The 25,118-nt window shown below is 37.8% G+C and carries 26 protein-coding genes, 1 pseudogene, 1 riboswitch and 2 other annotated features; of the genes and pseudogenes, 13 read left to right on the top strand and 14 right to left on the bottom strand.

All coding sequences use genetic code 11. From position 1 onward, the window contains the following. Nucleotides 1-41 precede the first annotated feature (41 nt). The 6 genes from ACHABU_RS14225 to fni form a co-directional block, all read right to left on the bottom strand. Nucleotides 42-797 (bottom strand): iron ABC transporter ATP-binding protein, encoded by a 756-nt coding sequence (locus tag ACHABU_RS14225; RefSeq protein WP_435765556.1) that lies wholly within the window; start codon nt 795-797, stop codon nt 42-44. Continuing rightward, entirely contained in the window at nt 791-1,741 is a 951-nt protein-coding gene (locus tag ACHABU_RS14230; RefSeq protein ID WP_435765557.1) for an iron chelate uptake ABC transporter family permease subunit, read from the bottom strand. Before ACHABU_RS14230 ends, ACHABU_RS14225 begins: the two co-directional genes overlap by 7 nt. Then, the gene (locus ACHABU_RS14235; protein WP_435765558.1) at nt 1,731-2,684 is read right to left on the bottom strand and encodes an ABC transporter permease; all 954 of its coding nucleotides are present in this window, start codon (nt 2,682-2,684) and stop codon (nt 1,731-1,733) included. The genes ACHABU_RS14230 and ACHABU_RS14235 overlap by 11 nt, the downstream gene beginning before the upstream one ends. A gap of 288 nt (nt 2,685-2,972) precedes the next feature. Next, nucleotides 2,973-3,695, bottom strand: coding sequence for a DsbA family oxidoreductase (locus ACHABU_RS14240; protein ID WP_435765559.1), 723 nt, complete (start codon nt 3,693-3,695; stop codon nt 2,973-2,975). A gap of 146 nt (nt 3,696-3,841) precedes the next feature. Beyond that, on the bottom strand, nt 3,842-4,297 hold the full coding sequence (locus ACHABU_RS14245; RefSeq protein ID WP_435765560.1) for a DUF2188 domain-containing protein: 456 nt from the start codon (nt 4,295-4,297) through the stop codon (nt 3,842-3,844). A 540-nt stretch (nt 4,298-4,837) separates the two neighbouring features. After that, nucleotides 4,838-5,893, bottom strand: coding sequence for a type 2 isopentenyl-diphosphate Delta-isomerase (gene fni, locus ACHABU_RS14250; protein WP_435765561.1), 1,056 nt, complete (start codon nt 5,891-5,893; stop codon nt 4,838-4,840). A gap of 134 nt (nt 5,894-6,027) precedes the next feature. On the opposite strand from fni, the gene ACHABU_RS14255 reads away from it, so the two are divergent. Together ACHABU_RS14255 and ACHABU_RS14260 are read left to right on the top strand one after the other, a co-directional pair. Beyond that, nucleotides 6,028-6,567, top strand: a complete 540-nt coding sequence (locus tag ACHABU_RS14255) for an HD domain-containing protein (RefSeq protein WP_435765562.1) — start codon at nt 6,028-6,030, stop codon at nt 6,565-6,567. Between the two features lie 340 nt (nt 6,568-6,907). After that, entirely contained in the window at nt 6,908-7,552 is a 645-nt protein-coding gene (locus tag ACHABU_RS14260) for a hypothetical protein (protein ID WP_435765563.1), read from the top strand. A 56-nt stretch (nt 7,553-7,608) separates the two neighbouring features. Here the strand turns inward: ACHABU_RS14260 and ACHABU_RS14265 are convergent, their stop codons facing one another. From ACHABU_RS14265 to ACHABU_RS14275, 3 genes and pseudogenes are all read right to left on the bottom strand, one after another. Continuing rightward, nucleotides 7,609-8,172: a DNA-3-methyladenine glycosylase I gene (locus ACHABU_RS14265; protein WP_435765564.1), complete on the bottom strand. Its 564-nt coding sequence runs from the start codon at nt 8,170-8,172 to the stop codon at nt 7,609-7,611. Nucleotide 8,173: 1 nt separating this feature from the next. Beyond that, the gene (locus tag ACHABU_RS14270) at nt 8,174-9,016 is read right to left on the bottom strand and encodes a sulfurtransferase (protein ID WP_435765565.1); all 843 of its coding nucleotides are present in this window, start codon (nt 9,014-9,016) and stop codon (nt 8,174-8,176) included. Next, nucleotides 9,000-9,545: pseudogene (locus ACHABU_RS14275) on the bottom strand (N-acetyltransferase family protein); the annotation flags it as partial. The pseudogene ACHABU_RS14275 and the gene ACHABU_RS14270, both read right to left, overlap by 17 nt. 584 nt (nt 9,546-10,129) lie before the next feature. Between ACHABU_RS14275 and pepT the strand changes: the two are divergent. Further along, the gene (pepT, locus tag ACHABU_RS14280; RefSeq protein WP_435765566.1) at nt 10,130-11,359 is read left to right on the top strand and encodes a peptidase T; all 1,230 of its coding nucleotides are present in this window, start codon (nt 10,130-10,132) and stop codon (nt 11,357-11,359) included. A 20-nt stretch (nt 11,360-11,379) separates the two neighbouring features. Here the strand turns inward: pepT and ACHABU_RS14285 are convergent, their stop codons facing one another. After that, entirely contained in the window at nt 11,380-12,579 is a 1,200-nt protein-coding gene (locus ACHABU_RS14285; protein ID WP_435765567.1) for an MFS transporter, read from the bottom strand. A gap of 228 nt (nt 12,580-12,807) precedes the next feature. On the opposite strand from ACHABU_RS14285, the gene ACHABU_RS14290 reads away from it, so the two are divergent. Together ACHABU_RS14290 and ACHABU_RS14295 are read left to right on the top strand one after the other, a co-directional pair. Then, nucleotides 12,808-13,875, top strand: coding sequence for a D-alanyl-D-alanine carboxypeptidase family protein (locus ACHABU_RS14290; protein WP_435765568.1), 1,068 nt, complete (start codon nt 12,808-12,810; stop codon nt 13,873-13,875). 138 nt (nt 13,876-14,013) lie between these two features. Continuing rightward, complete coding sequence (locus tag ACHABU_RS14295) at nt 14,014-14,541, top strand: hypothetical protein (RefSeq protein ID WP_435765569.1); 528 nt, start codon at nt 14,014-14,016, stop codon at nt 14,539-14,541. 50 nt (nt 14,542-14,591) lie between these two features. On the opposite strand, the gene ACHABU_RS14300 is transcribed toward ACHABU_RS14295, so the two are convergent. From ACHABU_RS14300 to ACHABU_RS14310, 3 genes are all read right to left on the bottom strand, one after another. Continuing rightward, complete coding sequence (locus ACHABU_RS14300; RefSeq protein ID WP_435765570.1) at nt 14,592-15,131, bottom strand: HD domain-containing protein; 540 nt, start codon at nt 15,129-15,131, stop codon at nt 14,592-14,594. Between the two features lie 199 nt (nt 15,132-15,330). Continuing rightward, the gene (locus ACHABU_RS14305) at nt 15,331-15,783 is read right to left on the bottom strand and encodes a DUF2269 family protein (RefSeq protein ID WP_435765571.1); all 453 of its coding nucleotides are present in this window, start codon (nt 15,781-15,783) and stop codon (nt 15,331-15,333) included. 162 nt (nt 15,784-15,945) lie between these two features. Beyond that, a complete protein-coding gene (locus ACHABU_RS14310) occupies nt 15,946-16,650 on the bottom strand; it encodes a metallophosphoesterase (RefSeq protein WP_435765572.1) in 705 nt (234 codons plus the stop codon). A gap of 228 nt (nt 16,651-16,878) precedes the next feature. On the opposite strand from ACHABU_RS14310, the gene ACHABU_RS14315 reads away from it, so the two are divergent. Continuing rightward, nucleotides 16,879-17,427 (top strand): nitroreductase family protein, encoded by a 549-nt coding sequence (locus tag ACHABU_RS14315; RefSeq protein ID WP_435765573.1) that lies wholly within the window; start codon nt 16,879-16,881, stop codon nt 17,425-17,427. A 39-nt stretch (nt 17,428-17,466) separates the two neighbouring features. Here ACHABU_RS14315 and ACHABU_RS14320 read toward each other — a convergent pair whose 3' ends face one another. After that, a complete protein-coding gene (locus tag ACHABU_RS14320) occupies nt 17,467-17,670 on the bottom strand; it encodes an SHOCT domain-containing protein (protein ID WP_435765574.1) in 204 nt (67 codons plus the stop codon). Nucleotides 17,671-17,832: 162 nt separating this feature from the next. After that, nucleotides 17,833-18,086: a binding site (T-box leader), on the top strand. A 41-nt stretch (nt 18,087-18,127) separates the two neighbouring features. After that, nucleotides 18,128-18,399: a binding site (T-box leader), on the top strand. Between the two features lie 71 nt (nt 18,400-18,470). Here ACHABU_RS14320 and trpE point away from each other — a divergent pair. From trpE to trpA, 7 genes are read left to right on the top strand one after another with little or no spacing between them, the layout of a single operon-like run. After that, entirely contained in the window at nt 18,471-19,877 is a 1,407-nt protein-coding gene (gene trpE / locus ACHABU_RS14325; RefSeq protein ID WP_435765575.1) for an anthranilate synthase component I, read from the top strand. Next, the gene (locus tag ACHABU_RS14330) at nt 19,861-20,475 is read left to right on the top strand and encodes an anthranilate synthase component II (protein WP_435765576.1); all 615 of its coding nucleotides are present in this window, start codon (nt 19,861-19,863) and stop codon (nt 20,473-20,475) included. The genes trpE and ACHABU_RS14330 overlap by 17 nt, the downstream gene beginning before the upstream one ends. Then, the gene (gene trpD, locus ACHABU_RS14335; RefSeq protein WP_435765577.1) at nt 20,447-21,472 is read left to right on the top strand and encodes an anthranilate phosphoribosyltransferase; all 1,026 of its coding nucleotides are present in this window, start codon (nt 20,447-20,449) and stop codon (nt 21,470-21,472) included. The genes ACHABU_RS14330 and trpD overlap by 29 nt, the downstream gene beginning before the upstream one ends. Then, entirely contained in the window at nt 21,473-22,267 is a 795-nt protein-coding gene (gene trpC, locus ACHABU_RS14340) for an indole-3-glycerol phosphate synthase TrpC (RefSeq protein WP_435765578.1), read from the top strand. Further along, nucleotides 22,257-22,877 (top strand): phosphoribosylanthranilate isomerase, encoded by a 621-nt coding sequence (locus ACHABU_RS14345; protein WP_435765579.1) that lies wholly within the window; start codon nt 22,257-22,259, stop codon nt 22,875-22,877. The genes trpC and ACHABU_RS14345 overlap by 11 nt, the downstream gene beginning before the upstream one ends. Next, on the top strand, nt 22,874-24,073 hold the full coding sequence (trpB, locus tag ACHABU_RS14350; RefSeq protein WP_435765580.1) for a tryptophan synthase subunit beta: 1,200 nt from the start codon (nt 22,874-22,876) through the stop codon (nt 24,071-24,073). The genes ACHABU_RS14345 and trpB overlap by 4 nt, the downstream gene beginning before the upstream one ends. Continuing rightward, nucleotides 24,073-24,864: a tryptophan synthase subunit alpha gene (gene trpA, locus ACHABU_RS14355; RefSeq protein WP_435765581.1), complete on the top strand. Its 792-nt coding sequence runs from the start codon at nt 24,073-24,075 to the stop codon at nt 24,862-24,864. The genes trpB and trpA overlap by 1 nt, the downstream gene beginning before the upstream one ends. A gap of 113 nt (nt 24,865-24,977) precedes the next feature. Beyond that, nucleotides 24,978-25,085: riboswitch (TPP riboswitch) on the top strand. Nucleotides 25,086-25,118: the final 33 nt, after the last annotated feature.

Consider the following 25,118-nt stretch of genomic DNA (forward strand, 5'->3'; position numbering starts at 1 on the left):
AAATAAAAATTCTTTATCCACACAATCACATTTCATTGTTATTAGAAATACACACAAATACGTCTATCATCTATTTCTTTGATGTCAATATCCATATCGTAGATCTCTTTAAGCACACATTTGTCGATTACGTCACATGTGCGTCCCTGTTTGACAATTTTTCCATCTTTCAGGGCTACGATTTGGTCTGAGTAGCATGATGCAAAGTTAATATCATGAATAACAAGGAGAATGGTTTTACCCATTTCATTTACAAGCTTACGTAATGTTTTCATGATTTGTACGGAATGACGCATATCAAGATTATTCAATGGTTCATCAAGTAAAATATACTCGGTATCCTGAGCAAGAACCATTGCAATATGTGCGCGTTGACGTTGGCCGCCACTTAATTCATCCAGATACTTATCTTGCATTTCACCAAGCTCCATATAATCAATTGCTTCATCAATTTTCTCATTATCTTCTTTCTTTAATTTACCCTGAGAATAAGGAAAACGACCGAACGAAACCAGTTCACGAATTGTTAATTTCAGATTGATTGCATTGGATTGTTTAAGGATTGAAATCTTTTTAGCCAGTTCGTTATTCTTTGTATGCATAATGTCTTGACCATCTATTGTTATGGCACCATTATCTTTTGCTATTAGGCGGCTGATCATGGAGATTAACGTACTTTTACCAGCACCGTTAGGACCGATAAAAGATGTGATTGTTCCTTTTTTGATTTCCACTGAAACATCCTCGATTACGTTCTTTTTGTTATATGCTTTAAACACATTTTTCAAATCTACCATTTTTTATTCTCCTTTAACAAAAGATATATAAAGTACATGCCACCGATAAAGTTGATAATAACGCTGATCGTCGTATCAAATGTAAATACTTTTTCTACAACGAACTGCCCGCCCAGTAAAGCAATTATACTTATAAAAACAGAGCTGAGTATTATATAAAAGTGACGATAGGTTTTCATTAATTCGTACGCCACGTTCACAACCAGTAAACCGAGAAACGTAATCGGACCGATAAGTGCAGTGGATATCGATATCAAAATTGCTACGATAATCAATAACCGCTTAACCACATAATCATAAGGAACTCCAAGGTTTATTGCCTCATCCTTTCCCAGTGCTATAACATCCAGGTATTTATAAAAACGAAGGAAATATAGCGTAACAGCTGAGATAATAATGACAGACAGATAAACCAAATCTGTATTCACATTGTTGATACTCGCAAACATCTGATCTTGCGCAACCATAAATTCATTCGGATCAATGAGCACCTGCATGAAATCTGTAAAACTCCCAAAGAATGTGCCAAGTATCATCCCAATTAAAAGCAGAAAATAAATGTTGTTTTTTTCTCCTTTAAACAGGAAACGATAGAGGAATAATGAGAATAACACCATGATGCCAATTGAAATAAGATAATTAATATCACTATTCATCATAACAAGTGAATTAGCACCGAAAATAAAAATAATAAATGTTTGAATCAACATATAGAGAGAATCAAGTCCAAGTACACTTGGCGTCAGAATTCTGTTATTCGTAATTGTCATAAAGACAACAGTTGAGAAAGCGATGGCCCCACCAGTGAGGACGATGGCTAACACCTTAATAATTCTTCTCGGTAATATATATTCAATATTTCCACTTAGATCATAAAATATATATAACATTGCTAGTAAGAATGCGACTACGGCAAGGATGATTGTTTTCTTTTTAAAGCCCATATTTTTTTCTCCTTAATAATAGATAGATGAAGATTCCACTACCTATAACCCCAACGGTCAAGCTGATTGGAATTTCATAAGGATAAATGATAATTCTGCCGACGATATCGCAAAACAGGACAAATACCGCACCTAGCAATGCCGTATGTAATAATGACTTCTTTAAATGGTCTCCCTGATAGATGGTAACAATGTTTGGTATGATCAAGCCAAGAAATGGAATAACACCAACTGATAGTACTACGGATGCAGTAACCAATGCACTAATGATCAATCCAAGATTTACTACTTGCCTGTAGTTGAGACCAAGGTTTTTCGAAAAATCTTCGCCCATACCTGCAATCGTAAACTTATTGGCATAAATATATGCTAAAAACAGGACAGGCACACTTATAAACATTAATTCATAATTTCCGCTCATAATCATGGAGAAATCTCCCTGCATCCAGGATGACATATTCTGGATAAGATCATTCTGATAAGCGAAAAATGTGGATATGGAACTGATGATATTCCCAAACATCAAGCCAATTAAGGGGATAAATATAGCATCCTTGAATTTGATTTTCTCAAGGATTTTCATAAAAATGAATGTACCCAACAAAGCAAAAGCAAATGATACAAGCATTTTTTCCAATGGGCTGGCTGCAGCGAAAATCATCATAGAAACAAGAACACCCAGCCTAGCAGCATCCAAAGTACCTGCAGTAGTTGGGGATACAAACTTATTTCTCGTTAATTGCTGCATAATCAAGCCAACAATACTCATACTCATTCCTGCAACAATAATACTCAACAGTCGCGGAATTCTGCTCACAAGTAATACTTGCTGCTGTGCTTCAGTTAAATTAAATATGTCCAGAGGTGATAAATTAGAAACACCTATAAAAACGGATGCAAATGAAAAAATCACTAATGCTAGAATTAAATACCTTATCTTCATAAACTGCCCTTCTCTTCAAAAAGCGCTGTGTTTCACTTTAGTAGAAAGTTAGACTAGAACAGCGTCTTTCCTGTATCCCCAAGATTGTTAACACTTTCAATAAGTGTTATTAATAATAATTATTACCTTTAAATCACTCTAAATAAGAATGATATTCATTATCAATTAGCCTTACAATTATCAGTATAACAGAATTACAGTTACCGTCAATAAAAATAAGCACATTTTCCAATAATAATTTAAGCATAAAAAAGCGTATCGCGAATATTCTTCTTCGCGATACACTAATTATTTATGATCAACATCGCAGCCCTCATCCGTACAATAGGAAGTTTCTGATTTTTTGGGGTTCAGTGACTGCAATACTGGTTTTTCTTTCTCTTCATCCCATATTTTTTCCAGTACTTCTGAAAACACTTCTAGAGGTTGGGCCCCGGAAACCGCATATTTTTCATTGAATACAAAAAATGGTACTCCTTGTACTCCAATTTGACGGGCAGTATCAATATCTTCATTTACTCGATTTCTGTATTTATCGGAAAGTACTACCTTTTCAACCTCTTCTTTATCCAATCCCACTTCTCCAGCCAGTCTGATTAATGTATCCTTATCGCTCATAAGCTCCGATTCGGTAAAATAAGCATATAGAAATCGTTCGGTAATTTCTTTTCCTTTCCCTTGACTCTCAGCGTATTTAGCTACTCGATGAGCATCAAAGGTATTTGCATATTTCATATCATCAAAATGGTATGTTAATCCAACACTTGCAGCTTGCTGACCAACTTGTTGATTCATGGTTTTAACCTGTTCAAGAGGCATTCCCTTTAGTTCAGAAAATGTTTCATAAAAATCTTTACCAGGTATATGCTTTGCAGTCGGGTCAAGCTGATAACTTTTATATTCTACTGATATACTTTCACGATGCGGAAACTGTTCCATAGCATTTTCCAGTCTGCGTTTTCCAATATAACAGAACGGACATACAAAATCGGACCAAACTTCAATCTTCATAAAACACACCTCGTTTCTTTAAATATTGTAGCACACGGCAAAGTCACCATAATAATAATATGCTTATACGAACAAATGGAAAGATGACTTGTTACTAAGGCATATAAAAAGACTACCTACTATAGAGTAGCCTTTACCGTATTGATTTAATTATTAAATGATTGTTCATCCTGCACCGATCCATCCTGTTTATAAATTGATAATGATGTACCTTTGTTTTCAGCTATTTCCCGGGCTCTTTTGATTGCTTCCTCTTTATTATCAAAAACTTCGCTTGCACGTTCGGAACCACTTGACTTTACAGCCCAGCCATCCTCATGTATTACAACCTCTTCCCCTTCTTCCATACGTTCAGGATTGCTGTCATATTTTTTTCCTTCTTTTGAACGTTTTGTTGGCTTACCATGTTTTCTATAATCATCGATTTCATCTTTTGATGCATTTTCATGCCATTCCTTTGCTTGCTCTATGGCTATCGGAATTGCCCGTCCTTCTTCATAACCTTCATCCACCATAGCATTGGCAATGTCAATGGCTTTCTTCTTCTTAACTTCATTTAGATTTTTCATGGAAGTTGGGTAATCATTTAAAGTCCACGGCATTTTATTTCTCTCCTTGTTTTTTTACTTTACTTTTACCCTAGTTCCAGTCTGTAAAACATAGTTATATTGAAAAGCCAGACATAATCATTAGATAGGAACTTCGGCGACCGCACTGGGGAAATATACTTCGCTTTCCGCGGGCGGCTGGTGAGCCCCCTCGTGCTAACGCACTCCGGGTCTCACCGATGCCTTTCCTCCCGCTGGAGTCTTCGTATATTTCCCCAGAGCTGGTTTTAAGCTTACAAACTGATAACTGCATTAGTGATTTATAAAATTCATATCACTAAGCTTCACCAGTCCGGGGGAGCGGCGGGCGGTGACTCCTGCGGGAACAGCACGTGTCCGAAGACCAGAAGAGTGGTTTTCTCTTCGGGGCTGAGGCCGTGCCCGCGGAAAGCATCCGCCCAGAGCGATCCCGGACGGCAAGATAGCAGTTACTTCGCAATTTAACCACAATTCACTCGGTAGGACGAGTAATTGCGGTCTCAATCGTTTAGAAAACTTTCTAAAAGAAAAACAGCCAAAGCCCTGATCTTGGCCTTAGCTGTTTTCTTTCATTAAAGATTGCCCCATGACACTGACGCGATTTGTATTTCTTAATTCTTCCAGATTTTTTACGCCTATACCAAACATCGTCATCTTCAGTTCAAGTTCAATTTGATCCATTGTTTGTTTCACAGCTTCTTCTGATTCAGTAGCCGCCTTCAGCAATTGACGTGCGAAACCGATGATATCGGCTCCAATCGTAATGGCTTTTGCTGCATCCACACCTGTTTTCATTCCACCACTTGCAACAAGTGGTGCATCTGGAAGTTTGCTGCGTACAGATACAATGCAGTCTTTCGTTGGATTCCCCCAACTATTAAATGCTTCGGCAGCCGCTTTTTTTAGTGGGTCGCGCGAACGCAGTTTTTCCACCTGACTCCAGGAAGTTCCACCTGCTCCAGCAACATCTATATAGGATATTCCAGCATTGTATAACTTTTCTGCAACTACACCATCAATTCCAAATCCAACCTCTTTGACGCCCACTGGTGCATCCAGTGTTTTACAAACTTGTTCAATCTTAGGAAGCAGATTTTCAAAGTTTAAATCTCCTCCGTCCTGAACTGCTTCTTGCAAGCTATTCAAATGAAGTACAATCGAGTCCGCACCAGTTTTATCAATAATCCTTTGGCATTCTTCCGGACCATAACCATAGTTAAATTGTACTGCACCAATATTAACGATCAAAGGAGCAGTAGGCGCCTGTTCTCGAATAAGGAAAGACTCTTTATGTTTATCACTTTCCAGAAAGGCTCGTGTTGATCCAATCGCAAGTGCCCAACCATTTCTCTCAGCAGCTAGAGCAAGGTTTTGATTAATCGTTGCAGCAAGCTCTGAACCGCCAGTCATTGAACTTACTAGAAACGGCGCTTGGAGTTTCTTATTTAAAAAGCTTGTTTCCAGCGTAATATCATCAAAATTTATTTCTGGTAATGCATTATGTATAAAATGAATTCCTTCAAGGCCAGTAGACTTATTAACACCTTCTACATTTCCAGTTAAACAAAGGCGAATATGCTCGGTTTTCCGTTGATTGATTCCTTTTTCCATAGGTGGTACCTCCACTAATTTTAAAATCTTTACTTTATAGTTTACTTGTTTAGCCTATAAAATGAAAGAAAGAGCTCTCACTAATCCTATGGTATATTTAGGTTATTAAATTGAGAATAAAGGAGAGGGAAATATTGAAAGAAAAGGCTAAAGAATATGCATCCAAGGCACATAAAGAACAAACTCGGAAAAATTCAGATGCACCATATATAACCCATCCAATACGTGTAGCAGAAAGACTGGAAGCAGCAGGGTATAGTGATGAACTAATTTGTGCTGGATATTTGCATGATGTAGTGGAAGATACACCCGTAGAGATAGAGGATATCGAAAGAGAATTCGGTCCTGAAATTTCTCATATTGTTGCAGCTCATACAGAGGACAAGTCAAAGTCGTGGCGAGAACGTAAACAGCATACGATTGACACGGTAACGAATGCTGAAAAGGGGATTAAATATTTAATTATAGCAGATAAACTGGATAATCTAATCGGCCTTGAAGAAGACTTGAAGCAACAAGGAGATGCTATTTGGAAAAATTTTAATGCGGGGTTTAATGAGCAATTATGGTATAACCAATCCATCGTTAAGAATATGTATGTTGGGTTAACTGACGAAGACATTCCAGATTATTTCAAGGAGTACGAGGCAGTTGTGAAGCGGGTTTTCGGATAGATAATACGTACGCGCAACTTACTTCTTTAGTTTTTTTAATAAACCAGAAGCTATTTTATGCTCCTGGTTTTCACTTTACCTTTTATTCATTTCACTCGGTACACTGCCATTTAAAAGTACCTAATTTTAAAACAGGACTTTATACTTAGCTGGTTTATTCCGATATATAACGTAGAACATTTCTGTTTTAAATGGGGGGATTAGATGAACGTGAAAAAAGGTAAAAAGCGATTCAACAAAAGCAAGAAAGAATCATTTAATTGGAAAAATATACGCATAAGCAATAAATATTTAACTGTTATTTCTATCATTGCAGCATTATTCTTAATAGGCAGTAGCGTTGTTTTTTTTTCAATTCAATAAAACGAATGGTGATATAAAGACCATTGATGAGATAAGCATATTGGTTAATGATATGATGCAATTAACTTCAACCATACAGCAGAAAGATGTACAAATTGCCGACTATTTATTAACACAAAAGACAAAATATATCGACTCATTTAACGCGTATACCGAGGAGCTACAATCTTTATCAAACAACTTAGAATCAACACTGAATACCGATGAACAAAAGGAAATTCTAAATTCAATCCTGGCAAATGATGAAAATATTAATGATACTTTTTTTAACAAGATGGTCCCTGCTGTTGATGAAGGTCTAATCACCTATGCAGCTTCATTAAGGAACTATTCCTCTGACTTGCGTAACGAAAATACTGAACTGGTAAATCAGTTAGTTGACATCACAGAAATGAAACAAACAAAAGCCAATCTTAAAGATGTTGCAACTAGCAGTAATTCCATGAACCATCTAATTGAAGAAATTGCTTCCGTATCAGAGGAATCTGCAGCTGGGGTTGAACAAGCAGCTGCCTCCGCACAACAAACAGCAAGTTCGATGGAAGAAGTCTCTCATAGCGCAGAAGAACTTTCAGCGCTTGCAGAGAGATTAAACGAACAACTTAAAATATTTAAACTGTGAGACTAAATTCAGGGTATTTCCTTCTAAGGAAATACCCTGAATTAAAAAGTATTATTTCATTTTTGATGGTATAAAAAACATTCCTTCGTATGGTCATTTACCATACCTGTAGCCTGCATAAACGCATAGCAAATCGTTGGTCCAACAAACTTAAAACCACGTTTTTTCATGTCCTTACTCATTTGCTCCGATCTTTTTGTCTTTGCAGGTACTTCTGCAAGTGAATCCCAATCATTTTTAATTGGAGAGCCATCAACAAATTGCCAACTATACTGATCAAAGGTTCCAAACTCTTCCTGAACTTGCAGAAAAGCCCTTGCATTTGTAATAACTGAATTTATTTTACTTTTATTTCTAATAATACCCGCATTTTGTTGCAAACCATCTATTATTTTCTCATCATATTTACTGATAATCTCTGGATCAAAATTTTCAAATGCTTCTCTATAATTTTCTCTTCGTTTTAATATCGTAATCCAGCTTAATCCCGCCTGTGCACCTTCCAATGTAAGCATTTCAAATAATTTTCTATCATCATGAACAGGAACACCCCATTCGTCATCATGATAGTTTATATAGATAGGATCGGATGTGACCCAATCACAACGTTCTTTACCCATTCTAATTCTCCTCTAAATCGATTTCGTTTTCATCATAGGATATCCAATCACTAAAGCTACCCGGATATAGTTTTATATTAGTAAATCCTGCTGCTTTTAATGCAAGGATATTCGGACATGCGGAAACACCAGAACCACAGGAAACAATGATTTCATCTTCTTTGGACAAACTTGCAAAATGGTCTTGTAGCGCTTCCCCTTTTCTCCATATACCATCATCCGAGAGCACATCTTTCCAATAATAATTTTTAGCGCCCGGAATGTGACCTGCTTTGCTGTATAACGGCTCCCATTCCCCTAAGTATCGCTCTCTTGCCCGCGAATCAATTAATACGGCGGAATTTGTTTTCATTTTATCCTTAACTTCCTGCATATCTAAGATTCTATTACTATTGATTTCAGCCTGGTACTTCTTAGCTTTCAACGAAGGAAGTTTTTCTGTCACTTCATTTCCTTCTTCCACCCAGCGATTATAGCCACCTTCAAGAATATACACTCTTTCATGACCAATTGTCTCCAGTAGCCACCATAATCTTGCGGCAAACATCTCATTGCCTTGGTCGTAAATAACGACCGTTGTATTTTTATCAATCCCTATATTTCCAATTTTCGATGCAAACAGTTTAAAATCTGGTAGTGGGTGACTACCACCGTGTTTCTCTACCCTGCCGGACAAATCTTTATGAAGATCCAGATATACTGCTTCAGGCAAATGATTTTTTAGATACATTCTTCTCCCTACATCATGATCATCCAGCTCAAATCGGACATCAACAATTACCGTATTGTTTAAATGGTTTTCCAGTCTCCTCTTTAATCTGCTCACACTAATTAGATTCGTCATCGTATCCCTCCAGTAATTTACTCATATAATATTCATCTACAAATCTACCTTTTATGAATAAAGAATTTCTTTTTATCCCTTCTATCCTAAATCCCGATCTCTCATACAATTTTACAGCAGCTCGATTTTCTTTAATTACAGTTAATTCCAGTCGATAGACTTTATGCTTAGAAGCCCAACGTTCCAGCTCCTCAAACAATGCTGTTCCGATGCCCCTTCCCTGATATTCGTCTCTGATACCTACAACTATGTAAGCACTATGCTTATTTCTATTTGTATTCCCACCTATTACAAAAAGATAACCAACCAACCGTTCATCCTTTTCCACTATAACAATTGTAGAATTGTGTGATTTAGAAAGCGCTTTGATCATTTCAGACTGTTTTCCAGCTGAAACTTCCCTTTCCCCGGCTTCATACAGCATGTAAGGACTCTCACTCTCAACCCGCTCTACAAGTGAAGCAAGCTCTTCTGCATCTTCAAGTTTAACTTGTCTAATCATTCGCCCACTTCCATTCCTATCTTTATCTTTGGCTCTTTGTTTATTTCTTTTTAATCATTGAAGAGTTGAGGTAAACTACGACATAAAATAAGAAGATTCGGCGACCGCTCTGGGAAATATACTTCACTTTCCGCGGGCGGCTGGTGAGCCTCTTCATGCTAACGCATTTCAGAGTCCCACCTATGCCTTTCCTCCCGCAGGAGTCTTCGTATAGTTCCCAGAGCTAGTGTGGTGTCCAATAGTCGAATGACAGTAACCACTAGTAACCAACCTATTGATTAGAGAATGATTCCCACTATTATGGCAGTTGATTGGAGTGGAGGACAGTTGACTCCTGCGGGAAAAGCACGTGTCCGAAGACCCCACAGCGGTGGTCTTCCGCGAGGAGGCTGAGGCCGTGCCCGCGGAAAGCAACTGTCCGTAACGGAAATCAAGCAGCAGTTACATCGTAGTTTATAGATTTTTTAGCCATAACAACGATTGTTTAGAAAACATCCTTATCTAATGATACCAATTCGACAAAAGTATTCAGAATCCTTTTTACAGTTATTTCGAGTTCCGTTATATACTATGGTAAAATAATATTAAAATGAGAAGGAGCGATAAAAATAATGAGAGAAGAAATTATTGACCGCTTTACTACATACGTACAGTTGGATACACAATCAAATGAAGATTCCAAAGAGACACCTTCAACTTCAGGACAATGGGATCTTATACATTTATTGTCCGATGAATTAAAGCGTATTGGTATGGAAGATGTCGTTTTTGATGAAAATGGCTACTTAATGGCTACTCTTCCTTCAAATACAAATAAAGAAGTCCCAACTATAGGGTTCCTTGCACACGTGGATACCGCGACAGACTTTACCGGAAAAAATGTGAAACCCCAAATCGTGGAAAACTTTGACGGAAATGATTTAATACTGAACCAAGCATTAAATGTTGTCCTATCCTCCAAGGATTTCCCTGAGCTTCCAAGCTACAAAGGACATACACTTATTACTACCGACGGCACAACATTGCTTGGTGCAGACAATAAAGCAGGCATAGCAGAAATTATGACTGCGATGAATCATCTCATTCAGCACCCTGAAATCAAACATGGGAAAATTCGTGTTGCCTTTACCCCCGATGAAGAAATCGGCCGTGGGCCTCATAAATTTGATGTGGAACGTTTTGATGCTACTTATGCTTATACAGTGGATGGCGGTCCGCTTGGTGAATTACAATATGAAAGTTTCAATGCGGCTGCAGCAAAGGTAACGTTTAAAGGCAATAGTGTTCATCCAGGTACCGCAAAAAATAAAATGGTGAATGCCGCGAAATTAGCTACTGAATTCATCACGAAGTTCCCGGAGAATGAATCTCCGGAGCAAACAGAAGGCTATGAAGGCTTCTATCATCTTATCTCCGTTAACGGTGATGTGGAAAACGCAATGGTCTATTACATCATCCGTGATCATGACAAAGAAAAGTTCGAGGAACGAAAAACTACCATGCAGAAATTTGTTCAGGAAATGAAAGAAACCTATGGCGACGCTGCTGTTGAATTGAATATGTCGGACCAGTATTACAATATGGGTGAAAAAATTGAGCCCGTCCTAGGAATTGTGGATATTGCCCGTCAGGCGATGGAAAACCTGGACATTGATCCCATCGTCGAACCGATTCGCGGAGGAACAGATGGTTCCCAATTATCGTTCATGGGATTGCCAACCCCAAATATTTTTACAGGCGGTGAGAACTTCCATGGCAAATTTGAATATATTTCTGTGAACAATATGGAAAAAGCATCCAATGTCATTGTGGAGATCTGTAAGTTGTTCGAAGCTGAATAATATTCAAGTCAGATTCTATATTAGAATCTGGCTTCCTCCTTTTCTACATCAATAAAAAAAGAAGCCGTCAGTCCAATTGCCATGAGAGCAGCCAGAACAATAAGTGTGATAGTATAACTTCCATTATGCATAAGCCATATTGATAGTAAAGGACCTAAAGTAGCACCTATAAATAGAATAAAAGCATAAAAAGATGCAGCCATAGCACGCTCCTTCCCACCAAAATCCCCGACTAGCAACATGATTGCGGGAAATGTAATCGAAATACCTGCTACGTAAAAAATACTCATCAGCGCGATAACAACCAGATTCGTTGCCATTCCGACTGCTACTAATCCTACTACGCTCATGAACAACCCCATTCGAAACACAAGTAAAAGGCCATACCTCTTGATAAGACTTCCTGCTAACAAAGAAAGAATCATTCCAATAACACCGACTGCACGAATAGTGAGGATTTCCTTATCGGATAAATAAAAAGGTGAGCTGCTCAGATATGCACCAAGTATGGTGTACATCCCGATAAATGTTAAAAGCAGCATCATGGTAATCAGATAACAAAGTAATAAATTTTTATCTGTGAATATTCGTTTTACTGTTAATAAATAATCTTTTATAATCATGCTCTTAGCTTCGGCCCGATTCTCGTACAGAAGAAAGTATACAGCAATCGCGCAACTAAAATACAACCCTCCAAAAATCAGAAAAATTTTCTGCCAATCAAACGTTTGATTAATAATTCCGGCCACCACCTGACCGAATATTCCTGCAGTCACAAAGCCAAAACTTATAAAGCCAATAACGGTAGCTATTTTACTTGTCGGAAAAACATCATACACATAGGCCAATGCTGAGGGAGCAAATGTTGCAGCCACAAGCCCCTGCAATCCACGCAACACTACAAATAGAAGAAAGTCATCGATAAATCCAATGGATACGGAAACTGCTGTTAAACAGCATAACCCGAATAAAATTATAGGTTTACGCCCAAATCGATCTGATAATGGTCCAAATATTAAAAAACCAATTGCGTAGAAAACAGAAAATATGCTGGTTGGCCAAGCAGCAATACTTGGCTCTACGTGAAATATCTCAGAAAACTGACTAGTTAAGGGTGTTGTAACATAAACACTGGATACAACAAATAAAGCACAGCAAAAAAGTAACAGCGTAAGAGTTAGATCACTACCCCTTGTTTGATACCTTTCATTAATGTCCATACTTGAATCCTCCCCTGCAATACATAAGATATGAAGACATGAGTCCTTTCATAACCTTGCAAGTTCACAACCTATTAAAATTTTCCAACCTTTCCGAATGAATTGTATTTTAACTGACTACTGTTCTTGTAAAGGCATATGTGAGAAAATGATTATACGTTTATACTTCTGTTATGATTTATAAAACATAATTTACAATAAGGCAGATTCTCAGGGGAGATATGTATCATGTTTAAGAAACGTCTAACTATTTCGTTTATAATAGTTACAATATTATGCACGATGTCCGCATGCTCATTATTTGATCAAACGTTTGATCAAATAGATGAAACAAGTGAAGCACCTTCAAATCCCACCCCGGAACAAGAGGGGAATGCGTCGGATCCAAGCAAGAATCCGGAACAAGAAGAGCAAGTTATCCTTATCCCAGAAGACTCTCTTCAAAAGAAAGATAAAGGCGATCAAGTGATAAAACTGCAAACTGTATTCAATCATATGGGATATGAGTTAACTGTGAATGGTGAATTTGATGACGCCACCGCATGGGCTGTAACCGATTTCCAGTTACAGAGCGATTTATTGTTAGCATCAGGGATTTATGATGAGTCAACAAAAACAGTATTAAAAGATGTAATCGAAACTAACGTAGCAATTACTGCCGGTTCGGGATTGCCTCAAAAAGTAGAACCTGCATTTACAGACGCTGGTACAGAGGTTATCGCAAACCCTTATGATCAGCTCGCACTCATCAATAAAGAACACGCCCTGCCAGCAGATTATATTCCAGAGGATTTAGTAGTTCCTAATGTCCGTTTTCCTTTCACAGAAGATTTGCCAAAAAAACAGATGCGGGAAGCAGCTGCAAAATCTTTAGAAAAATTATTTACTGCAGCTGATGAAGCTGGACTTGAACTATTTGCTCAGTCTGGCTATCGTTCTTATGATAGACAGGATACTATCTTTGCTTCCAATTCCCTCGAGCATGGGGAGGAAACAGCAAATACTTTCAGCGCACGTCCTGGTGAAAGTGAGCATCAATCTGGACTTACAATGGATATTACTAGCCCTAAAGTTAACTTTGATTTAATTACTGACTTTGGGGATACAGATGAAGGAAAATGGATGGAAGAAAATTCCGCAAAATACGGTTTTATTATACGTTTCCCAGAAGGAAAAGAAGAGATTACTAAATATCAATATGAACCATGGCATCTTCGTTTTGTAGGTGAGAAGGCTGCAAAGGAAATCATGTCCCAAGAAATTACATTGGAAGAATATTTAGAGACAGTAGAATAAAGAAATTAATCCTGTTCATTAAGAGCAGGGTTTTTTTATGATTAAATTATTAAAAAGAGGGTATTTTCTCTGTATGTAACATAGGAGAACGATTATTTTTCCTATGGATTTCACATATTTACAGAAGTTGGTGTTACTATGTTCGGTTTAATGGATTTTTTAAAATTAACAATTTCTATTTTTATTATTTTACCTATCGTATCGATGATTAGAGAAGTTGGTTATTTAATTGCAGGCAAAATCTTTGGAGTTAAAGAGGCATCCATTACAATCGGTTCAGGTCCTTATCTCTTCAAATTTTGGATATTCGAAGTACGAAGATTTTATTTCATGTACAGTTGGTGTCATTATGATTCGCTCGAAAGAGATACTAAAATTGCTCATATATTTATATACGCCTCCCCTATTCTTGCCAATTTGTTTGTTGCATTAGGCATTAACGCACTTCTGGCAAATAACTTACTTGAATATGAAACATTCTGGAATCAGTTTATTTTTTACGCCTTTTATTTTTTGCTTTTTGATGCGATCCCAATGTATTACCCAGATGGACAGCCAAGTAATGGGAGAGTGGTCTATGATATCATTCGTTATGGGAGACGCAGTGATTTCAAGCGAAATGACCCGCAAATGAATGTACCGATGGAGTCGGAAGAGGATAAATGAGAACGGATTAAAAATAGATGGAGTAAGAGGAGAAAAAGAGGGGCAGCTCTTTATACATTTTCCGAGGAGCGTGCATTCTTAGTTAATGCGGAATCAATTTGTTTATCCAGTGCTTTTATACGCTCGAGAGCAACATATTCCTCGATTTGTTTATAATGATGATTTCCACCATTTTCTTCGTCTGCTTCATCTGCCAATGATACAACCTGCTGCAATGGTTTTAATTTCAGTTCTCCTTTTGGTAAATAAGAGTCCGTATGGAGCAAAATAGCAACTGCTATTTCCTTGGCAGCCTGACGATCTTCTCCAATGCGAATGAGCAGTTTATGGGCCCTGCTAGCACCTTTTATTGCATGAATATCATTCTCTTTGTACAACTCATAATCCCACTCTCCATCTCGATACCATGTATAATGCCCAATATCATGAAGCAGCGCAGCCTTCGTAGCATGATCTGGATTTACATCGAACCGTCCGGAAAAAATATATGCGTATTCTGCGACAGCAATTGCATGTGCAATGCCTGACCTTTTTAAATATTTCTGTGTAACAGGATGCGTAAAAACTTGTTCTAGTGTTACCTTCCTCATAGTAGTATTCTCCTTTCCCTAATTTACAACTTTATTCCGCGAAGGAAATTTTATCCCCCACTGAAGACGCTTAAACATATTGGTTCTCTTTCTCAAGTAGTGAATCTAACTAAATATAAATTTTAACGAATATAGCATAAATCGTACATATATACAATAGTTACCTTTTTTAAAATTGCTCAAACACTCCTATCCTCCATTAAAATGGTTTCAGAATCATCAGTGCAATGATAATCAGGAAAATAAGGTTTTCGATTCGTTCAAAGAAGAAAAGTTTATTAGATAGTATATGATAAACATCTGGAATTTCTTCAGCTTCATACTCCGTTAATAATGCTTTAACTGGTTTGGACCTTGGTGCCAAGACAAATGGCCCAATAGCCAAAGCCCCGAAAAATAAAGCAAGGCTCAGCCAATACCATCCTTGTGTAAAAAGATACGTATGAATAAACCCCATCCAAATTCCTGTTATAAGCAATAATGTTCCGCCGACCATTGTAAAGATATGAAGTCGATTACGTATTTTGTAAGCATGTCTAAGCTCTGTCATATTAGTAGCCTTCTTAACAGTTAAAATCATTACAAATCCCGGACCCATCCCTAGTATTGCAGAAAATATATGAATAAATACAAGTAATTCATAAAGTGACATAAGGGCACCCTCCTAAAATAATTACTATAAATAAGCATATACTTTTTTAAAAATTATGTTGTGACATTCATCACATAACAAGATTTTTTTCATCAAAAAAACACAGAAATTCGTACTTCCTGTGTCTTTGAAAAATTATAATCTATAAATGCTTCAATCACTTTAAAAATCTTCAATTAAACGCTCTGTAACAGTACCATCCTTTGAACAACGATAGTAACGATTGCTTTGCACATCCACTAATGCAAGTGCAGCTGCATCTTCAGGGAATGTTCCATTTCCAAGATCACATTGTATGAATTGTCCTTTTACATGTACCGTGTTATAGGGATTATGACCACGATATACATATTTTCCACCTGTCCAGGTCTTCAGAATTGTTTCATCCATTTCAAGCAATTCTTTTTGGTTTATCCAAACAATTTCCCTCGGCTGGTTTTCTTTGTCTACTCCGATACTTACACCCGCATGCGTATAAATGGCATAATCATCCTCAAAAATAAGGGGTAGCCTCTCCAACCATTTAGCATATTCTTCGGCGACATCCCAACCCTTCTCTGATCCAAAAACCTTCTTGAAACTTGCTATCGTATCATCTCCACCAAATTCCATCCACATGGGAGAAAGCTCATTCATAAACCAAATCATCATTTCCTCATGATTTCCAATCAGGATATGAATCCTATCCGAATATTGTTCATGATTATTCTTAGCCCATTGCAACATTTCTGCACTCTTTGGACCACGATTAATCATATCTCCACCAATAATTAGACGGTCCTTTTCCGGATTGAAGTTCACATGATTAATTAAAGATATAAATGAGTTGTAATCACCATGGATATCACAAGTATAAAACGTTCTCATTTGTTAACTCCCTTTTATTTCAATAGTTAAATTTATTATTAAGGTAAGTATTCACCTAACAGTCATGAACTTATTTTATCCTTGAGACAAATTCTTGTAAAGCCGTTTTTGAAATTAAGATATATATTCAAAGTACTTACTAACAAGTAATTGCATTTCCAAATTTAATCCTATACAATTTAACTGAAAAAGATTATCAATTAAATACTAGTTTAGGGGTATATAGCTATGGAAAAATCAGAATTAGCAAGAATTATCCGTGAAAGGCGCGCGGTGAAAAAAGGATATAACGATAAAGAAGTTACAGAAGAAAAAGTTCTCGAATTATTGGAAGACGCCATTTGGGCACCTAACCATGGATTGAGACAGCCATGGAGATTTCTTTTTGTTGGCGAAAAGCAGTTAACTGGTTTCGCTAAAAGAGTAGCGTCTACCTATCCAGAAGATAGACAAAAAAACCGGGAAGATTATCTAACTGAGCCGAACGCCATACTTGTTGTTATGATGGAAGAGCCTGAAATTCCAAAACAGTGGGAAGAAAATTATGGGGCAACTGCATCCATGATCCAAAACTTCTGGCTACTTGCCTGGGAGGAAGGACTTGGTGTTGTTTGGAAAACAAACCCTCATATTTATGATCCAAAAGTCAAAGAATTACTTCATGTTGGGGATAATGAAAAAATAATTGGTTTTCTGCATCTTGGATACTTTGATGAACAACCCGTTACTAATGAAAGAATCTCCGCTAGAGATAAATTCACGTCATTTAACGCATAATGTACAGATAAGCAGCTTGGAAGACCCTTCCTAAGCTGCCTATTTTATTTTACCCCTTCTCCTTTTCGCTTCTTTAAATTCCTCTTCTGTAAGCTCTCCCCTTTCCAGTCTTTCTTTCATGATCGTTAAAGAATCCTTCGCGTTGGGTTGAAATTTCCCGGATCGGAACTTGCTCAAAATAACGATTAGAATGATTAGGATAATAATTGAAAGGACTATTCTCACAATCCACTCTACAGGCATTCCCATCACCTCATGAACTATATTACCCGTTCTGAATATATTTAATCTAAAGCTATTTATTCCAACAGCTTCACGCATTTAATTAATAGTCTGAATTATTCTTTAAAAATGACTTGACATTTATATTCAATTATCTTAATATTAGTTTTAATAACTTAAATAACTTAAGCAATGACGAAGATTAGTAGTCTATCGGGACACGCAAGAGAGCTGGTGGTTGGTGCAAACCAGTGTGATTCCAATAGATGAATGGACTTCTGAGCTTCCAAACCGAACCATGACTTCTATTTGCAGTAGGCTTTGGCGAACAGGTCTCATCGTTATACGAGACGAGAATATTAAGCATTATGCTTAATATTGCTAAAGTGAGCTGTTTTCAGCTAATAAAGGTGGTACCACGGTCCCTCGTCCTTTTCGGATGAGGGGCCTTTTTGTATTATCAGAACAAAATTTCATATTAAAATCGTTAAGTAAGAGTAGTAGACAATTTCAGAAGCGTTAAAGAGAGCTGGTGTTGGTGGGATTCCAGTACGCGGGTAATTGTTGAATGGACTTACGAGAGGTTTCCTTAAAAAGCGGGATTGGGGCTTGATTACGGAAACACGGTCTTCCGCCGTTAGATGGATAGGATATCGGATTCATATCATAAGTTTGAATTCCCGTATCTGAATAAGATGAAAAGATTTCCTTTTCAAGTGAGGTGGCACCGCGGTCACATACGTCCTCTATAAGCACATGTTATATGTGTTTATAGAGGACTTTTTTATTTACTTAAAAAATTCTTAAAAGAGGTGAGAAAGATGCAGAACAATCACTCATTCAAGTATACAAAGATGGCTGCTGGAGATTTAACCCCTATACAGGTACTCGAAAATTTAACAGGAAGGAAAAAATTCTTGTTGGAGAGCACCTTTCAACATGATCAGAAAGGGAAATTTTCTTTTTTAGGTATGAACCCGTATGAAGAAATAATTGGTCGTGGAAATCAAACAACGATTATCAACATGGAAACAGACAAATTGGAAACTAAAAAAGAAAATGCTCTCTTGTACATTAAAAATCATTTACCAATGGTGGAAACAAATTTACCGTTGCCTTTCTTTGGTGGAGCAGTTGGTTATATCGGATACGATTCTATTCGAGCTTTTGAAGACATAGGGAATCCCTTGCCAGATGAACTGGATATGCCTGACATTCATTTCATGATTTACAAGGATGTGATTGTTTTCGATCATACAAACAACGATATTTATCTTATTGCTGTGAATCCGAATAATGAATCCGAGAATGTTCTTGAAGCGAGAATTGAAAAATTAAAAGAATCACTATTGAAAGACGAAAATTCTACTACTATTGATTTTGGAAGCATCCATTTTGAATCGGAAACGACAGAAGAAAGCTTTAAGGAGAAAGTTAAAATTGCCAAAGAACATATAAAACATGGTGATATTTTTCAGGTGGTACTATCCCAACGGATGACCGCAAAAATTAATGAGCACCCGAGTTTCCCCCTTTCTTTCTATCAAAAGTTGAGAAAGGCGAATCCTTCTCCATATATGTTTTATATCGACTTTGAGGATTATCTGATTCTAGGAGCATCACCAGAAAGTTTAGTTCAGACGACCGGAAGAGAAATAGTTACAAATCCAATTGCAGGAACAAGACCTCGAGGCAGAACGACTGCTGAAGATGAGGTGCTTATGAATGATCTGCTTTCGGATGAAAAGGAAATTGCTGAACACCGAATGCTCGTTGACCTAAGTAGAAATGATATAGGGCGTGTATGCGAGATTAACAGTATTACTGTTCCCACCTATATGAAAATAGAAAAATACCAGCATGTCATGCATATTGTTTCTGAAGTTAAAGGGAGATTGCATAAAAACTATTCAGGCATCGATGCACTGATCACCTGCCTTCCAGCAGGGACCGTCTCTGGCGCACCTAAGATCAGGGCGATGCAAATTATAAATAAACTGGAAGAAAAAAAGCGAGGTGCATATGGTGGCGGTATCGGCTATATTAATTTCAATCATGATTTAAATATCGCTCTTACGATACGATCATTGGTTATTAAAAATAACATTGCTCACTTACAGGCTGGAGCTGGAATCGTTTTTGATTCTGTACCAGAAAATGAATATAAAGAAACATTGAATAAAGCAAGATCTTTAATGGAGGTGCAGGAACTTGATCCTATTAATTGATAATTATGATTCATTCACCTATAACCTTTTCCAATATTTTTCCGAACAGAATGTCGAAGTCGTAGTTGTAAGAAATGACAAAATATCAATAAATGAAATTAAAAAAATGGACCCTGAGGCAATCATTATTTCGCCGGGTCCTGGATTACCGAACAAAGCAGGTATGTGTATAGACACTGTGAAAGAATTCTATACATCTATTCCGATATTTGGAATATGTCTCGGGCATCAGGTCATTGGAGAAGCACTAGGAGGTAAGGTGCGACCAGCAAAGCAAATCAAACATGGTAAAACTTCACTTGTATCCCATAACGAATCTGGGGCTTTCAAATATTTGCAAAACCCAGCAGAAGTCATGCGCTATCATTCTTACGTTATCGACCAAGAGGATTTTCCTGATGAGTTGGAAATTGTAGCAAGATCTATCGATGACGATGAAATCATGGCAATCAAACATTATAAATACCCAATTTATGGACTGCAATTTCATCCAGAATCGATAGGAACCATTTCCGGTAAACAAATAATCAAAAATTTCCTAAGTGAAATAGGAAAGGAGTTAGCTACAAATGAAACAGTATCTCAAAAAAGTAATTAATGGTGAAAATTTAACGGTAGAGGAAATGAAGGCAGCAACAAATTATTGCTTTACGGATGAAGTGACAGAATCTGAAATTGCCGCATTACTCACAGCTCTACAAGCAAAGGGAGAAACGGCAGATGAGATAGCTGGTCTTGTTGAAGTCATTCGTGGGAAATCATCTTTCCATACGAGCCCAATACCCGATGCAATCGATAACTGTGGTACAGGTGGTGACCAATCCTACAGCTTCAATATCAGCACAACCTCGGCTTTTGTAATGGCAGGTGCTGGAATTACTGTTGCAAAACACGGAAATCGTAGCATATCAAGCAAAACCGGTAGCGCAGATGTACTGGAGCATTTAGGTGTCTCGCTCTCATTTTCAAAAGAGCATGTCGAGCAAATGTTGATCGAAAATAAGATTGCTTTCCTATTTGCACCACATGTCCATGAAGCACTGAAACCATTTTCAATCGTACGCAAAAATCTGGGATTACCTACCATTTTCAATGCAATTGGCCCACTGACAAACCCAATTCAACTGGATACACAATTAATCGGTGTTTACCGAAAAGATTTGCTTCCTACCATAGCTGAATCTTTGAAAAAGTTAGGAAGACGTCGTGCCGTAGTAGTTACTGGTGCTGGTTCCATGGATGAAGCCTCTCTTGCAGGTGCTAACGATTTAATTATTCTTGAAAATGGGGAGCTTACATCCATTAGTCTTCATCCTGAAGAAGTTGGTTTACCCGTATATTCAAACGACAAGATTCGTGGTGGCAATCCAAAAGAAAATGCCGAAATCCTCATGTCTGTTTTAAAAGGTAAACAAGGAGCATATTTTGATACTGTGTTATTAAATGCAGGATTAGGGATATTTACCAATGGTAAAGCAGCCACCATAAAGGATGGAATCAGCTTGGCACGCGAAAGTATCCTCTCAGGTGCAGCATTAGAGAGATTAGAACGTCTAGTTGACTTTAGTAGTAAAATTCCAAGCGAGGTGTATTAAATGACAATCCTAGATAAAATTTTAACTGAAAAGGCAAAAGAAATTGTTCAATTAATCAATGTTCCATTATTAGAAGGAAATAAAAAATCCGTTCCTACTTTTAAAAGTATCGTTGCATCTTCTTCCAATATGAATATTATCGCTGAAATCAAACGGTCCTCCCCTTCCAAGGGAGCGATTGATATGGATGTCAATCCAGTTGAGCAGGCAAAGCAATACGAGGAATCAGGTGCTGCAGCCATATCCGTATTAACTGACAAACCCTTTTTCAATGGTTCTATGAAAGATTTGCAAGCAGTCAGAAAAGCCGTTGACCTTCCCATTTTATGTAAGGACTTTATCATCGACTCGATTCAGATAGATCATGCCAAGGCTGCTGGAGCTAATATTATTCTGCTTATCGTTGCGGCACTATCCGATGAACAATTTAAAAAGCTCTATAACTATGCAACAGAACTGGATCTGGAAGTACTCATCGAAGTCCATAATGAAGAGGAAATGACGCGAGCTCTGGAAATGAATCCAGAAATCATCGGAATCAATAATCGGAACTTAAAGACATTTGAAATTGATTTGCAGACAACAGAGAAACTTGCGGCTATGATAAAGAATCCGGAAACCATCCTAATCAGCGAAAGTGGAATGAAGACAACTAAAGATGTGCAACGTGCTGCGAATGCAGGCGCAAATGCTGTCCTTGTTGGTGAGACATTTATGCGGGCCGACAATGTTGAAGAAACCTTTAAGGCATTTCAGATTCCGTTACCTGTTGGAGCAAAAATAAATGCTTGTTAAAATCTGTGGGATAACAACGATTGAAGCAGCCGACGCTGCAGTAAAGGCTGATGCTGATTTTATAGGATTTGTGTTTGCAGAAAGCAAGCGGGAAATCTCACCTGAAGCTGCTGCTTCCATAGCAGCTTCCATCCCTACTTCAATTAAAAAAGTCGGCGTATTTGTAAATGAGACAGTTGAAAACATGAAGCGAACCGCTGAGGTTGTTGGGCTCGATATTATTCAATTACATGGTGATGAACCAGCTGAAGTAGCGGAGCAATTGCCCTATGGAATTATTAAAGCTTTTCCAGCAGAAAAAGAAGCACTTGAAAATCTAAAAACATATCCTTGTGATTACTGCCTATTGGATACACCAGGCAAAAGGAGCCGTGGTGGAAACGGATCCGTATTCGATTGGAGTTTGCTTGAAAATCTGCAGTTGGATCACAGTAATATCATACTAGCCGGTGGATTAACTCCGGAAAATGTGGAACGCGGAATTAAAAAAGTGAAACCCGCAGCAGTCGATGTATCAAGTGGAGTTGAAACGGACGGGAAAAAGGATATTACTAAAATTCGAAAATTTATTACAAATGCCAAACAAACACGGAAGGATGAAGACTCATGACATCGTATACCATGCCAGATAAAACCGGAAAATATGGGGATTTTGGAGGAAGGTTCGTTCCAGAATTATTGATGCCTGCTGTAATTGAGCTAGAAGAAGCATATGAAACAGCAATGAAAGACCCTGATTTCATCAATGAATTAAACTATTATTTAAAACAATATATCGGGCGCGAAACACCATTATATTTCGCAGAGCAGATGACCAAAAACCTTGGTGGTGCTCAAGTTTACTTAAAACGCGAAGACCTAAATCATACAGGAGCACATAAAATCAATAACACCATCGGCCAAGCACTTTTAACGGTTCGAATGGGCAAGAAGAAAGTTGTTGCAGAAACGGGAGCAGGTCAACATGGCGTCGCTACAGCAACCGTATGTGCACTGCTTGGGCTTGATTGTATCGTGTTCATGGGTGAAGAAGATATTCGCCGGCAAAAATTGAATGTCTTCCGAATGGAGCTACTAGGTGCTGAAGTTAGAAGTGTCTCCCAAGGCAGTGGCACCCTGAAAGATGCGGTCAATGAAGCATTACGTTACTGGGTCAATCATGTGGAAGACACACATTATATTATTGGTTCTGTTGTCGGACCACATCCATTCCCGAAAATCGTTCGTGATCTGCAATCTGTTATTGGTTCCGAAACGAAAAAACAAATCATGAAACAGAATGGCAAGCTTCCAGAAGCTGTCATTGCCTGTGTCGGTGGTGGAAGTAATGCAATGGGTATGTTTTATCCATTTATAGAAGATAAGAATGTATCACTATTTGGAGTAGAAGCTGGTGGTGCCGGCATCGAAACAAATAAACATGCAGCAACATTAACAGGTGGAAATATTGGTGTATTACACGGGACAATGACATATCTCTTGCAGGATGCGCACGGCCAAATTAAAGAAGCCTCCTCCATTTCTGCAGGTCTGGACTATCCTGGAGTGGGGCCAGAACACAGTCATTTACACGAGACAAATCGTGTCACATACACATCAATCACTGATGAGGAAGCACTTGATGCATTTCAATATTTATCAAAAACAGAAGGAATTATCCCGGCATTGGAGAGTGCTCATGCAGTGGCATATGCCATGAAGCTCGCGCCTGAAATGTCACCAGATGAGACAATTGTCATCTGTCTTTCAGGCCGCGGGGATAAAGATGTAGAACAAGTAAAAGACCGGATTGGAGGAAAATTATAATGGGCAAAGCAAAATTAGAAAAAGCCTTAAAGGAAAAAATCAAATCCAATCAAAATATATTTGCTCCATATATTATGGCTGGTGATGGCGGACTCGATATTTTGGAAGAGAGAATAAATTTTATACAGGAATGTGGGGCATCAGCAATTGAACTTGGTATCCCCTTCTCGGATCCAGTTGCAGATGGTCCAACTATTCAAGAGGCTGGCATACGTGCATTAGACAATGGTACAACCTTAACAAATGTATTAGAGACATTGCAATCTACGAAAGAAAATCGCTCTATTCCAATTGTCATCATGACTTATTTAAATCCCATTTTAGTTTACGGGATAGAAAAATTTGCTGTAGACGCAGCGAACGCAGGGGTTGATGGTATTATTATACCTGATTTGCCAATGGAGGAAGAACACATTATTTCCCCCTCTTTAAGTGATCATGATATTGCATTTGTCAGGCTTGCCGCAATGACAAGTCCAAAAGAACGTTTAGTGGAACTCGCAAAGCGTTCAGAAGGATTCCTATATGCAGTGGCTGTCAATGGAACGACAGGAGCCCGGACAAAACATGATACGAATGTAACTTCCTACCTGGATGATTTAAAGAAATATAGTGATGTACCTGTATTAGCTGGTTTTGGGGTGTCCAATACAGAACAGGCACATGCACTTAGTAAGCATTGTGATGGGGTAATTGTTGGAAGCAAAATCGTTCAGCTTTTACACGAAAAACAATTTAAGGAAGTTAATCGCTTGATTGAAGGAAGTATCCTTGCAGAAGTGAAAAGTTAGATAAGCGGCTTTCATATCGTATTAATTTTGGATTACATGAATTATCAAACTTATCTTTACATTTCCAAAAATTACAAGTAAACTTTAATAGTAAACACTTAATTAATTAAATAAATACGCACTAGGGGAGCTTTTAAGGCTGAGAAATACCTTCTATCGGTATTGACCCTTTGTACCCGATATGGATAATACTATCGTGGGGAATGTGCAGTCGATGTGTATTTTTTAACCTTCACTAAAAGGACTGCAGTCTA

Source organism: Oceanobacillus sp. CF4.6 (assembly GCF_051262635.1).
GTDB lineage: Bacteria > Bacillota > Bacilli > Bacillales > Amphibacillaceae > Oceanobacillus.

What these genes read in the sequence shown, in the direction of transcription:
- ACHABU_RS14225 (WP_435765556.1), bottom strand. Translation starts at nt 797, where the DNA reads ATGGTAGATTTGAAAAATGTGTTTAAAGCATATAACAAAAAGAACGTA.
- ACHABU_RS14230 (WP_435765557.1), bottom strand. Translation starts at nt 1,741, where the DNA reads ATGGGCTTTAAAAAGAAAACAATCATCCTTGCCGTAGTCGCATTCTTA.
- ACHABU_RS14235 (WP_435765558.1), bottom strand. Translation starts at nt 2,684, where the DNA reads ATGAAGATAAGGTATTTAATTCTAGCATTAGTGATTTTTTCATTTGCA.
- ACHABU_RS14240 (WP_435765559.1), bottom strand. Translation starts at nt 3,695, where the DNA reads ATGAAGATTGAAGTTTGGTCCGATTTTGTATGTCCGTTCTGTTATATT.
- ACHABU_RS14245 (WP_435765560.1), bottom strand. Translation starts at nt 4,297, where the DNA reads ATGCCGTGGACTTTAAATGATTACCCAACTTCCATGAAAAATCTAAAT.
- fni (WP_435765561.1), bottom strand. Translation starts at nt 5,893, where the DNA reads ATGGAAAAAGGAATCAATCAACGGAAAACCGAGCATATTCGCCTTTGT.
- ACHABU_RS14265 (WP_435765564.1), bottom strand. Translation starts at nt 8,172, where the DNA reads ATGGGTAAAGAACGTTGTGATTGGGTCACATCCGATCCTATCTATATA.
- ACHABU_RS14270 (WP_435765565.1), bottom strand. Translation starts at nt 9,016, where the DNA reads ATGACGAATCTAATTAGTGTGAGCAGATTAAAGAGGAGACTGGAAAAC.
- pepT (WP_435765566.1), top strand. Translation starts at nt 10,130, where the DNA reads ATGAGAGAAGAAATTATTGACCGCTTTACTACATACGTACAGTTGGAT.
- ACHABU_RS14285 (WP_435765567.1), bottom strand. Translation starts at nt 12,579, where the DNA reads ATGGACATTAATGAAAGGTATCAAACAAGGGGTAGTGATCTAACTCTT.
- ACHABU_RS14290 (WP_435765568.1), top strand. Translation starts at nt 12,808, where the DNA reads ATGTTTAAGAAACGTCTAACTATTTCGTTTATAATAGTTACAATATTA.
- ACHABU_RS14295 (WP_435765569.1), top strand. Translation starts at nt 14,014, where the DNA reads ATGTTCGGTTTAATGGATTTTTTAAAATTAACAATTTCTATTTTTATT.
- ACHABU_RS14300 (WP_435765570.1), bottom strand. Translation starts at nt 15,131, where the DNA reads ATGAGGAAGGTAACACTAGAACAAGTTTTTACGCATCCTGTTACACAG.
- ACHABU_RS14305 (WP_435765571.1), bottom strand. Translation starts at nt 15,783, where the DNA reads ATGTCACTTTATGAATTACTTGTATTTATTCATATATTTTCTGCAATA.
- ACHABU_RS14310 (WP_435765572.1), bottom strand. Translation starts at nt 16,650, where the DNA reads ATGAGAACGTTTTATACTTGTGATATCCATGGTGATTACAACTCATTT.
- ACHABU_RS14315 (WP_435765573.1), top strand. Translation starts at nt 16,879, where the DNA reads ATGGAAAAATCAGAATTAGCAAGAATTATCCGTGAAAGGCGCGCGGTG.
- ACHABU_RS14320 (WP_435765574.1), bottom strand. Translation starts at nt 17,670, where the DNA reads ATGCCTGTAGAGTGGATTGTGAGAATAGTCCTTTCAATTATTATCCTA.
- trpE (WP_435765575.1), top strand. Translation starts at nt 18,471, where the DNA reads ATGCAGAACAATCACTCATTCAAGTATACAAAGATGGCTGCTGGAGAT.
- trpD (WP_435765577.1), top strand. Translation starts at nt 20,447, where the DNA reads ATGAAACAGTATCTCAAAAAAGTAATTAATGGTGAAAATTTAACGGTA.
- trpC (WP_435765578.1), top strand. Translation starts at nt 21,473, where the DNA reads ATGACAATCCTAGATAAAATTTTAACTGAAAAGGCAAAAGAAATTGTT.
- ACHABU_RS14345 (WP_435765579.1), top strand. Translation starts at nt 22,257, where the DNA reads ATGCTTGTTAAAATCTGTGGGATAACAACGATTGAAGCAGCCGACGCT.
- trpB (WP_435765580.1), top strand. Translation starts at nt 22,874, where the DNA reads ATGACATCGTATACCATGCCAGATAAAACCGGAAAATATGGGGATTTT.
- trpA (WP_435765581.1), top strand. Translation starts at nt 24,073, where the DNA reads ATGGGCAAAGCAAAATTAGAAAAAGCCTTAAAGGAAAAAATCAAATCC.